Genomic DNA, 12,012 nt, shown 5'->3' on the forward strand with positions numbered 1-12,012 from the left:
ACTACTAAAACGTATTAGCGATATTTTTTTTACAAACAGTGGTTCTTAATCTCATTAGAATGACGTACTACTAAAACTATGGCACTGTTGTAAATAACACAGACAGGGTTCTTAATCTCATTAGAATGACGTACTACTAAAACAGAAAACAAAACGACGTGATATGAACCAAGGTTCTTAATCTCATTAGAATGACGTACTACTAAAACCAATAAACAGGAATGGTATAATAGTCTGTAGTTCTTAATCTCATTAGAATGACGTACTACTAAAACGATATCTCTTTCTAAATCGGCCACGTTATCGTTCTTAATCTCATTAGAATGACGTACTACTAAAACGTATTAGCGATATTTTTTTTACAAACAGTGGTTCTTAATCTCATTAGAATGACGTACTACTAAAACAGATAGTGGATAATTAAATATTTATCACCTGTTCTTAATCTCATTAGAATGACGTACTACTAAAACTGGCTGTTTCTATTCACTCTGGTAACTTAGGTTCTTAATCTCATTAGAATGACGTACTACTAAAACAAGTTGGTCATTTGCTGACTTCTCCTTTTCGTTCTTAATCTCATTAGAATGACGTACTACTAAAACCGTTTACCGCTATCAATCGTGACGTGGTCGGTTCTTAATCTCATTAGAATGACGTACTACTAAAACCGATAAGCAAAATAGAGCATTAGGTTTAAAGTTCTTAATCTCATTAGAATGACGTACTACTAAAACGGAAATTACACAAAAAAATAGGCTCATCCCGTTCTTAATCTCATTAGAATGACGTACTACTAAAACAAATGCAAAGGATATTAAGCGGTTATATAAGTTCTTAATCTCATTAGAATGACGTACTACTAAAACCTAAGACCGTTAAACAGGTAATCATTGTCAGTTCTTAATCTCATTAGAATGACGTACTACTAAAACCAAACGAAAAGGGGGAATAAGAATGGATAAGTTCTTAATCTCATTAGAATGACGTACTACTAAAACAAATGGAAAGACTTTAGTAATTGATATGGAGTTCTTAATCTCATTAGAATGACGTACTACTAAAACATACCCTAGACATTCAAACCGATGTACCTAGTTCTTAATCTCATTAGAATGACGTACTACTAAAACCGTCTGTAATATTTATACATATACAATAAATCAGTCAATCCATCTCACAAGATCGGCGTCAATATAGTAATTACGGCACTTCTTGAAATCATCTTTCTTAAATGAATCCGAAAAGTTTAATATTAATACCCTCAAATCTAATGCTTTAACCATCTGAATCAAATCAGCGATTTGATCGGAATTGAGATAATTAAATAAACCATTAAGAACAATTAATTTTTTAGAACTAAATTTTTTAAATAAGTTAAGAACACTAGTAATTATATCATAAGGAGTTTCAACTGATGAGTTTACCATTTGGATTCCAACGTATTTAGCCATTTTCTTTAAATTCCAATCATCATCAATCTTAAGCGGAACATCTTCCATATATGCCGACTGAAGAAAAATATCCTTAATTCTTCGATCAATTCGAAATAGCTCTTGTCTGTCATTTTCATTTAAATTATCAATCACTTGATTTTGAATTGATAACTTAAAAACATCAAATATGGATGGATTCGTTACTACATCTCTCATATACGCAACGTTACTTGCAAAATTAACAATTTCATCGTCTTCACTAATGGTAATTTCCTCTCCACTAGACATCACCTTAATAAAATCCGTGTAAAACTTTGGACTACTAGTTTGAAGTACCGTTAAAATCCCATTTTCAACCTCAAACGGTTCAGTGGGAAATAGTGTTAATTTCATCAAATCACCACCGTCCGATCAGATGTGTTTCTAACGTCTTCCTTTTTCTCTCCCGCAATAAAATGCATACTATTATACTGTTTTTCAGTCACCATCATGGTTTGAATCAAGCCTTTCGCTGGTGCGTATGTAGAGATTCTGGATTCCGTAAATCGAGCTGACTCTTTACTGACACAAACGCGTGCATAAACCGAATACTGAATCATTAAAAACCCTTCATTGATTAATTCCTTGCGAAACTTACGGTAGTTCCGTCGTTCTTCACTTGTATCCACTGGCAAATCAAACATTACGATTAATCGCATCACTCGATACCTCATCTTTTAATTCCACCTCAATTTTCACTTCATCTTGTTCCTGACTTAAGTACTTCAAACAGTCAGCAACATGCTGCTTAAGCGCATTTCGTAAAATTGTGTTTTTTCCATTAAACTTTAATTCAAGATTAAACAAATCAACTAATTGAACTTTCACTTCTGGGGTTAATTCTTTAATATCCTGTCCACTTACCCATCCATCAACAATTGGACGAAATGGTTCCATGAGATCTGACCCTAAGTTGAATTGATTTTCATCACTGTGGTGATGGATTCCAAGCTGAGTGAGATACCCTTGTTCAACAATGGAACGATTCACAAAAGATAATAAGATGGAATATCCATAATTTAAAGCGGCGTTATATGGGTTAAAGTCTCTTCTTTGAAAATTGGTCCCAAATAACATTGGAAAATACTTTCTTGCTACAACTGCTTCTCGATTAGTTTCGTCATTAACCTCAATTTTGTTGAATTCATAATCCAGCTCCTCGGTATCAATTTTCTTACTTTGCAAAACTTCAATCTGCATTTTCATCTTGGCGGTAGCAATCCACGTCCACAAAATTTCTTTTCGATGAATATCCCAGTTAAATTGCGTTTCTAATAGGGACAAGGTCCGATTATTAGGTAAATAATCAACCGTTTCACACACTGGTTCACCTAATGTATCTGAAAAAATCACTTTTACTGCATTTCGTGCAAGTTCGGCCATCGCACGAGCAGTGACAACTGCTTGAGTTGTGGAAACCAGCAAAACTTCAATGTCTTCCACTGAAATCTCATGAACATTTGAGTCCGTTTGAACAATAATCCTCCTTCCTGAATATGATATTTTGGAATGTTGAGTAATGACAACGCTTCTCCAAGCCATAAAAGTCCTCCTTGACTTTGTTGATAGTTTTCGATATGATTTGTTTGTCAGTCGGAATGCTGACACTTAATCTCATTAGAATGACGTACTGAGTTAAAATCAAACGACGCGAAAGCTAAGTTTTATTTTTTGAGCCCTTAAGGGCCATACATATGTAAAAGGAAACTGTCAAACGGCAGTTTCCTTTTTTATTTTACAAGTCTGAAATTCGAACTTTTCGTGAAAATAGGCCCGTTGGCGATTGATAAATCAATTTAGCGTTTGACGATAACAATATCCCAGAATTTAATTGAAATATTCCAAATCTTGTTGGTAATCCAATATTAGTCATATCTACATGAGTGGGATTTGCGTGAAAAGTTAACAATAAATTATCTAAAGTTTTTTTCATATCAACCTTATTAGATAAAGATTTAAAATTCATAGTAAGTTTATCTGAATCATCAATTTCATACATATTCAAATATTTTATTACATTGTTAATAACTTCATTAAAAACTTTATCAAAGTCTTCTATATTTACATTTTTAGGATTTTGCGACAAAACTTTCATTGAACTATCCGATAAAACTAATTGACTAGCATTATGATAATATATACTACTTCCTAATGTAAATAATTTATTACCATCCAAGATTAATTGATTAATACGAATCTTATAAATGACAACATGATGTTTAGGTATCTTACCTTTTTTGTTAGTTAACTGTTCATCAATAATCTGATCAATTGCTTGTTTATCAATTCTTGCAGCTTCTACATTTTTAAGTTGATTATACTCCATCAACGGAACTCCATATAGACGATATTCGTCACCGTGTGGCTTATTGATTTTAACTAATGCCATAAATCCATTGGTTTGAGCGCTATATCCACCATAAACGTCTGTCGGGCGATCACTCTTAGCACTAATTAACTTACGCTTCTTTTTATCGTGAATTGGAGCCGGAAACATAGTTTGCTTATACAAGGCACCATGATTTGTTTCCAGTTCCTTAGCAATCAGCATTTTCTTAAAGTGATAAATCTTCTTCATGTATCCCAACATGTTGTCGTTATCATTTTCGATTTGACCATCATCATTTAACTGATGGTCTTTCTCAAATTTGTATAACATATTGAAATTCTTGAGATTTTTAGTATCCGCTTTTTCAAAATCACCATACACATAGTACGGCTTCAAGTTTGGATAAGTTTGAAGCAACCAGTTTCCAACAAACGCGGTTAAATAAGCATCAAAAGCGTGATGATAATCATTCACATTTCTATTCTTATAAAAGTTGAATTTTTCCCGCATATGATGGGTTAAGTTAGCTTTAACAGTTACAATTTGAGTCCCATTTTCTTGATACTGATTATTCATAATTTCAGCAGCTAATTTAATAACTTGGCGAGTTTCGACTAGTTGGCGATTGATAAACTTCCCACGGTTATCATATTTGTCAATATCACTTGGTTTCATCGTTAAATTGTTGTACTTTCTCCAAGTCATTAATCCATTAGCACGCATAGATTTCCACAAATTATGCATCTTAGCGCCAAAGAATTCACCAGGAAGTTGATCTTCCTTTGTAACCCGGTTATTTTTCTCTTTAGTCAGAACCCGGTTATCAATCGAATTATCCAGAATGAATGACTGTGGCAAAATATGATCAATATCATAACTAGAGAGTTGATCAATATTAAGTGGTTCACCATCGTAAATATCAACTCCACCCTGAACGAAGTAAAGATACAAACGATCTTTAAAATCAGCCTTATCTTTAACCTTCTCTTTTAACTCATCTTTCACATCAGGATTATCAAACCAACTATCACTGATTTTTTTGTAAGCTTCTTCTAATTGATGAGAGCGAGAATGGATTAAACGGTGATCATTACTATCTTCTCTGGCAAACTCCATCATAATATTTTGAGGAGCAACCCCACCCATTGCCTTAATAATGTCATTTACCACCAAAAGAATTTGTCTGATGGCTTTTTTATTTTGCGGCGACGTATATAAATCATCAATCACATCGTTAATATCTGATTTTTCAAGATGCTCACCATTAAAGTCGTCAATATCTTGTTTGAAAACCTTGTCGGCAATAATCTCCATGAAATTATGGTTAGTATTCCACAACTCATCAATAATCCGCTCACCATCAGTATTAACAATATGAACTTGATCTTTATTGTTACCACGATCAGCTAACAATTTACCGGACAAGCGTCCCCAGCCTTGATAACGAAGTTTCTGCAACTGATCTTTTTGGTCTGACGTTAACCAGTTTAATTTGTTCAGTTTTAGAGCATAAATGTGCCTATCTTCGAAAATCGTTGACCACTCAATGATTCTTTCAAAATCTTCTTGCTTATCAACATCATCAATTTGTTCACCAAAAATTTTGTGCAAATCATAGTATGAACTCAATGAATTATTCATATTACGTTGATCAGTCGTACCGGTAACATCTGGACGTGCAGCATAATCGCCTTTGATTACTAATGCATCACCAATCATCTTCAATGAAACTCGCTTATGGTTCTTAAAGACATGATTATACACATACTGTTTCTGCTCAAGCGTAATTGGTTGTTTATTGACTTTTAACTTATTCAATTCATTTAAAACAGTGAACTTTTGATATAACAAACTATTCTTTGGTAAAACTGGCTCACCGATTAAGTAAGTATCGGTTGCGGTCATCCGTTTAATAAATTTATTAGCAGAGTCAATTCGATCAACTTTTTGATCAAAGTTCCAAGGAGTAATGGCACCCTGTTCTTTTCTGATCATCCAGGCAAACTTGCCATTGTCACCCTTGGCATCTTTAGGATCAATTAATGGTCCAACATAGTATGGAACTCGGAAAGCTACTAATTCATCTAGTTTGTACTTAGCTATTTTTTGTCGACTTTCATCTGGATTTAATTCCTTCAACCATGGATAGTATTTTGATTGATTTTCAATAATTTTATCTAACTCTTGTTGCTGCAGCTGGTGCGGAATGGCGCCATTTTCTTTCGATCTTTGTTTAGGCATAAAGTAGCCTTGGTCAATGTCTTTCTGAATTTTCTGAGATTCTGACGAATCATTTAAATTCTTTTCGACATCCTTAAAGAACTCCTCTACAGAAACTGGTTTACCATCCTTTCCGTTAATATACTCAGCATAAGCCTTTTTTAATGCTTTACCTTTTTTCGTACCACTTTCTTGGTCAATGACTTTTTTAAGCAACTTAAGATGACGAGCGTGGTCATTATATCTAGCAATCATGGCATCTGAAAGTGATCCTGCCATTTTGTGAGTTTCAGCATCTTTTAAAATGTCAGAAAGGTTGATTGAAAAGTAAAGCTTTTTCAATATCAACAAAATCTCATTAGCTTCATCAGTCATTTGTGGTTCTAAATTACTAATTTTGTCATCGAAATCATCACTGTTAAAAGTAAGACTCCAATCCTTAGGTTCTTCAACTTCAATACCAAAAATAACGTTAAACTTTGCTTTCATTCCTAAAATGGCTTTCAAAATTTCAGTGGTAGCATTTTGATTTAATTTAGCTTGATCCTTACTATCATCTGAATTAGGAATATTCAAAATCTTTTTCAATTCTTTTTGCCGATCGTTTCGACTTCGTGAATTATCCAATAGCGTCTGCGTATCATCTTCTAGATTACTGTCTTTTAATAAGAGGGTGCGTCCCTGATTCTTAAACTGTTCATTTAGCGCTTTAAATGACTTGGAAAGGTCAATTTCCCCACCTTTAAAGTCATTCACGTTAGCTTGGTTCAAGAAATGACCACGATACTTAATGATGTGGTGCATAGCCAAATAAATCAGACGAATATCAAACTTTTTATCCTCTGTCATTAATTTCTCGCGCAAATGATAAATAGTTGGATAATCATCATGATACTTTTGATCATCAAAATTCTTGTCATCAAATAAAATGTTACCATTAAATGATTTTCGCTCATCCCTTGGTGAAACGTTGGATTGCTTCATCCGCGCAAAAAAGGATGGGTCGACATCCGAAATGCCATGCTCATCAAAAATTTCATTTAATAAACGTAGGCGCCACTTTCTTCTTGAAAGTCTTCGTCTCGTGGTTCGAAAACCACGACGCTCAGCTGCCGATTCCCCTTCTTTGAACAAACGTGCCCCGATTGCATTATGTCCTTTTATATGTAATAACTTATTGGATTCATCGGTTGCAGTCCACCCAATTGAGTTGGTTCCAATATCTAAGCCAATATTATATTTCACATTATCTTTACTCATAGAAAGCTCCTTTATGATTAATATCACAAGTATATCATAATGAAGAAAAATTAAAAAAGCTGCCATAATAGGCTGGCAGCTTTTAAAACATTTACTATAATCCCATCTCAGTTGCTAGCTTGTGATTATCATGATGTTCAATCACTAGCCTTTCAAAAGCACTTCTATCCCTAGCCATCTGAAACAATGCATCTTGTTGGGTACTCTGGACAATGTGATTATTTTCAATCTGGTTCAGTGTTCCATATCCCATTCCCAAAGTTTTAGCAAAGTCCCTACTAGACAATCCATAACTTTTCCTGAGTTTTCTAACATCTGTTGGTACCATAAATCCCTTTAATTTACGGTAAGCATCAAATATCTTATGAATATTTTCGTCTGGATCATTAAAATCAAGCCATTTTTCACCTGATTCATCAACGAGAAAATGTTCGTTAACATTAATGTCTGCGCCCTTAAAAATAACAGTTTTATTTTCGTAGACATCTTGGTATTGACCAGTTTGGTCTGTTTCTGGATTATATAACAATTTCATCATTATTTCTCCCATCCTTTGTTTCTAATCAGAAACATTATTCTTCAAAATTAAAGCCACCAAAAACATTTCGGTGACTTCTTTTTTACATCCTACAACTCATACATATACTTCACATCATCCGCCTGGGAATCCGACTTAATCAACAAGGTCTCAAATAAATCGGTTAAGCCGACAATTTCATTGGTATGAAAAGTAATGGTGTTTTCTTTTTTATCAATCTCAGTATCAAACGCATTTTCGGTAATACGCCAGTTCTCGTTGGTCCAATCTTCCTGATTAAAGGCCTGAAAGGCAATGTAGTTATTAATCAACATCTCACCCTGTTTGGATAACCAAGCGAGCACATTCAAGTCAATTCCCTGAAAGCCTTCCCTTAAGTCCGGTTGCAAAATTTTCTCTGGATCATATGGCTGAAAGACCTCTAAATCAATGTTGTCCTTAATCAAATACTTTTTAGCCCCAATGTAACCACGTTGAAGCGAAGCAATGGTGGCCTCTTTCATCTTGTCATCCATGGGTTGCTCAAATTGACCGTAGACCTCCATGAAAGTTGAAAGGAACTTCTGCTGGTCACGCTGGACGTGGTCGTAGAATTCGTCCCCGTTGTGATTCATATCAGCCGCAAGAGCCTCCACCGTCGACGGAATGTCATCCCGGTTAAAGTCAACGTTAACCATGTACACCCCAATCGCAGCGTTTGACAAATAATTATCGACGATTACGTCCCTAATTTGTTGCGGAATCGGTCTGATCTTGTTGAAATCAAACTGATTACTGTTATCGTTGACTCCTGTCGCTACCAATCGTTTAAACACTCGCCCGTTATCTGCCTTAATAATATGTTTCATTTTAAATACTCCATTCATTAATTGATTGTGATTATGACTATACAACATCACTCATTTTTACAAAAGTCATTTCACATCAATTTATCGAAAATAAAAGAGACTTCACGACTGAAATCTCGATTTCATTATTTACTTTTTAGGATGCTCAAGATTTACCAAGAAATCACGGGTCATTTCGTTTGTCCGGTATGGATAACGTCCGTTTCGATCCGTTACCCGGTGAAGTGGCAACACGATCCAGATGGGACTTCTTGAAATGGCAGCCTCCACTTTATCCTGACTAACACCAGAACGGTCTGCCAAATCAGAAACAGTGACTAATTCACCAAACGGGATCTGGGCAATTTCGTTCCAAACCAACCGGTCTTCATCAGAACCGTACCCCATAAAATCAGTTGGCAAATCAAGACTGGTTGACTTACCTCGCAAATAGTTTTTAATTGTTTTACGATACTGCAAGCTGTGCTCACTATTTTTGGCGTACTCAAAATGATCATTCGTATAAAAATCAAGCAGTTGAGACACTCCTTGACCTGGACTGCTTACGAAATTCAATCCATGATCGTCAATCGTGAAGAAGACTTTATCCCCGTTAACATGAACGGAATCCCAATACAATCTTTGCATTTTTTTACCTCATCCCACTCTTTCCATATCATCATTTTATCATAAAATGTGATGGTAACCTAACTCCAGGGAAACAATTATCGCCGTCTGCGTGGTATCCTAGGGGTAGAATACGAAAAAGGAGAACGCTTATGACTAAAGAAATGAATGCCGTTGGTTACACAAAATATCTACCAATTGATGACCCCAAGAGTCTGTTTGATTTCACCACCGAAGTGCCCAAACCGGAACCACACGACCTGTTAGTAAAAGTGGCTGCCGTTTCGGTTAACCCAGTGGACGTTTTCACCCGTGAAGCTCAAAAAGAGCCACTAAAAGAACCGAAAATTATCGGATGGGATGCCGTTGGAATCGTTGAGGCAGTTGGTTCTAAGACCAATCGTTTCAGTGTTGGTGACCGCGTCTTCTACGCCGGTTCACACGTTCGTCCAGGTAGCGATAGTGAGTATCAGGTGGTTGACGAACGCATCGTTGGCATTGCCCCGAAGAAGTTAGACAATGCTCACGCTGCCGCCATGCCACTCACTAGCCTAACGGCGTGGGAGGCCATGTTTGAACAGATGAACATTGACTTTTACGACCGTGACGAACAGAACCACAATAAATCAATCTTAATTATCAATGGTGCTGGTGGAGTTGGTTCAATTGCGACCCAATTGGCCCACCGCGCTAACCTCAAAGTCATTGCCACTGCCGGAAAAGATGAGACGAAACAGTGGGAACTCGATCACGGCGCCGACATCGTTGTTGACTACCACGATGACATCGTTTCAAAGATTCACGACCAGGGCTTCAAATACGTTGACTACATCTTAGATTTACGTAACATCGACGCGTACTGGGACGAAATCTGTGAGTTAATTGCCCCATCTGGCACAATTGTATCAATCACCGGCTCTGGTAAGTCACTCGACATGAGTAAATTAAAGGAAAAACGTGCTCGCTTCGCCTGGGAATACATGTTTACCAAATCCGAATTCCATACTCCTGACATGATCACCCAACACGAAATCCTGGATAAGATTAGTATCATGCTCGATGAGGGAAATTTAGTAAGCACCATGACCAAACAATTTGGTCCCATCAATGCCGAAAATTTACGAAAAGCTACCAAGTTAGTCGAAAGTAAGCAAATGATTGGTAAGGTTGTGGTGGCCAATGATGAAAATGAAAAGTAGATAATAAGAAAGGAAGGTCCTAGTTATATAACTAGGACCTTCCTTTCTTATAAGGCATAAATTAAAATATTAACTCTTTTGCGATTTATCAAATTTGTCATCAAACTCGGACTCTTTTATCTTCATTTCAATTCTTTTTACAACTAAATCTAAACTATTCTTTTGATCTTCTAAACTTAAATCAGAATTTTTACTACTATCAAAGTGAGTTTCATCATTCCCAACTAATCGGGAAATATGAGCTGTTTTTATCAATTCCACATCTAGGGTCTCAATACAATTATATAAATTTGGTTTTTTAGGCAGACTTTTTCCTTCATATTCTGTAATATATGACTTTACAATATTTTCTAAAGCTTTCCTATAGCCCATTCCTACAATTTCATTTAACCCAAGTTTGTCAGCTTTTCTTGTTTGCATATAAATATTTTCAAATTTAGGAAAATTTTTGCTTATCTCATTATCAAATGGAAATTTTAAATTATTAAATGAAAAATCATAATCATATGGGATTATTGTAGATTCTGTGTCCCTTAATGAATTAAACACATATCCAATACTAATATACTTACCGCAACTAGGACATTCATATGTAACATAATATTTAAAATCATTAGAATTTGAAACTTTCTCAGCTTTATTTTGATAATGCAATAATTCAAACTTACAAGGTATCTCCTCGAAAGCACAAAAATTTGGAACAGGAGTCCACATAATTCCATATCCGTTTGCTCCAACAAGATTATTAAAAGAAATTTTTTGTAGATCAGGTTGGGCGTTTAATTCATTTTTACTATGAAAAAATGGATTTATCATTTCTCCTCCTTTAATTAACACGAAAATTACATAGAATTAATATTCATATAAGATAAGTATACATTAATAATTTTAAAAACTAAATAACATTAAACTTGCGTATTTATTATATGTACACTATACTGTACATAAACATCAGTGTACAGAAGTATGTACATATAAAAGAATGGAGATGCTATCAATGGAACAAAGTATGAATATTACAGATTTAAGAAACAACTTGTTCAATGTAGGTAAAAAAGCCAAAAAAGAACATGATGTTATAAAAGTAAACAATAACAAACAACCTGATAATAACTTTGTCATCATGAGTAATGACGATTATGATGCTTTACAAGAAACATTGAGTCTAGTTCATAATGGTCAGCTTCAAGAAGCAATTGAAGGACAGAAAGACAAAGATCCAAAACACTATACTGATATAACTAACGGTATTGATTGGAATAATCTTTAATGTACCATGTTAAAATGAGAAACAAAGTCAAAAAACAATTAAAAAAATATAGAGGTACTCCAAATCAATCAAGGATCGATGAAATTATAAAAACGTTAATTGATGATCCATTTGAAGCATCCCAGTCATTTGAAAAATTAACTCCTCCCGTAAAGGGCTTATATTCACGAAGAATTAACATTGAAGACAGAGTAGTATATTCAATAAATAAAAGAGAAAGACTAGTGATCATTTATTCAATTCACGGTCACTATTAAATAGACCAAG

11 protein-coding genes and 1 CRISPR repeat array are annotated in these 12,012 nt (G+C 34.9%); of the genes, 3 read left to right on the forward strand and 8 right to left on the reverse strand.

All coding sequences use genetic code 11. From position 1 onward, the window contains the following. Positions 1 to 41: 41 nt before the first annotated feature. Positions 42 to 1,133: direct repeats of the CRISPR family, unit length 36 nt; unit sequence GTTCTTAATCTCATTAGAATGACGTACTACTAAAAC. A gap of 30 nt (positions 1,134 to 1,163) precedes the next feature. From csn2 to AC6UD1_RS06260, 7 genes are all read right to left on the reverse strand, one after another. Next, complete coding sequence (csn2, locus tag AC6UD1_RS06230; protein WP_500707580.1) at positions 1,164 to 1,829, reverse strand: type II-A CRISPR-associated protein Csn2; 666 nt, start codon at positions 1,827 to 1,829, stop codon at positions 1,164 to 1,166. Continuing rightward, on the reverse strand, positions 1,829 to 2,134 hold the full coding sequence (gene cas2 / locus AC6UD1_RS06235) for a CRISPR-associated endonuclease Cas2 (protein WP_500707581.1): 306 nt from the start codon (positions 2,132 to 2,134) through the stop codon (positions 1,829 to 1,831). Before cas2 ends, csn2 begins: the two co-directional genes overlap by 1 nt. Next, positions 2,112 to 3,017, reverse strand: coding sequence for a type II CRISPR-associated endonuclease Cas1 (gene cas1 / locus AC6UD1_RS06240; protein WP_500707582.1), 906 nt, complete (start codon positions 3,015 to 3,017; stop codon positions 2,112 to 2,114). Before cas1 ends, cas2 begins: the two co-directional genes overlap by 23 nt. 193 nt (positions 3,018 to 3,210) lie before the next feature. Beyond that, a complete protein-coding gene (cas9, locus tag AC6UD1_RS06245; RefSeq protein WP_500707583.1) occupies positions 3,211 to 7,284 on the reverse strand; it encodes a type II CRISPR RNA-guided endonuclease Cas9 in 4,074 nt (1,357 codons plus the stop codon). 94 nt (positions 7,285 to 7,378) lie between these two features. Then, positions 7,379 to 7,819 carry a helix-turn-helix domain-containing protein gene (locus AC6UD1_RS06250; RefSeq protein ID WP_500707584.1) on the reverse strand — a complete coding sequence of 147 codons (441 nt, stop codon included), beginning with the start codon at positions 7,817 to 7,819 and terminating at the stop codon, positions 7,379 to 7,381. A 92-nt stretch (positions 7,820 to 7,911) separates the two neighbouring features. Next, a complete protein-coding gene (locus AC6UD1_RS06255) occupies positions 7,912 to 8,670 on the reverse strand; it encodes a hypothetical protein (RefSeq protein WP_500707585.1) in 759 nt (252 codons plus the stop codon). A gap of 129 nt (positions 8,671 to 8,799) precedes the next feature. After that, on the reverse strand, positions 8,800 to 9,297 hold the full coding sequence (locus AC6UD1_RS06260) for a methylated-DNA--[protein]-cysteine S-methyltransferase (protein WP_500699003.1): 498 nt from the start codon (positions 9,295 to 9,297) through the stop codon (positions 8,800 to 8,802). 131 nt (positions 9,298 to 9,428) lie between these two features. Between AC6UD1_RS06260 and AC6UD1_RS06265 the strand changes: the two genes are divergently transcribed. Beyond that, on the forward strand, positions 9,429 to 10,475 hold the full coding sequence (locus tag AC6UD1_RS06265; protein WP_500707586.1) for a zinc-binding alcohol dehydrogenase family protein: 1,047 nt from the start codon (positions 9,429 to 9,431) through the stop codon (positions 10,473 to 10,475). 69 nt (positions 10,476 to 10,544) lie between these two features. Here the strand turns inward: AC6UD1_RS06265 and AC6UD1_RS06270 are convergent, their stop codons facing one another. Next, the gene (locus tag AC6UD1_RS06270; RefSeq protein ID WP_500707587.1) at positions 10,545 to 11,291 is read right to left on the reverse strand and encodes a hypothetical protein; all 747 of its coding nucleotides are present in this window, start codon (positions 11,289 to 11,291) and stop codon (positions 10,545 to 10,547) included. A 181-nt stretch (positions 11,292 to 11,472) separates the two neighbouring features. Here AC6UD1_RS06270 and AC6UD1_RS06275 point away from each other — a divergent pair, with 181 nt between their 5' ends. Continuing rightward, positions 11,473 to 11,745, forward strand: a complete 273-nt coding sequence (locus tag AC6UD1_RS06275) for a type II toxin-antitoxin system Phd/YefM family antitoxin (protein WP_500707588.1) — start codon at positions 11,473 to 11,475, stop codon at positions 11,743 to 11,745. Positions 11,746 to 11,759: 14 nt separating this feature from the next. Next, positions 11,760 to 12,002 carry a Txe/YoeB family addiction module toxin gene (locus AC6UD1_RS06280; protein ID WP_500707589.1) on the forward strand — a complete coding sequence of 81 codons (243 nt, stop codon included), beginning with the start codon at positions 11,760 to 11,762 and terminating at the stop codon, positions 12,000 to 12,002. Positions 12,003 to 12,012: the final 10 nt, after the last annotated feature.

It is taken from the genome of Fructilactobacillus sp. X8R1C1 (assembly GCF_059900945.1).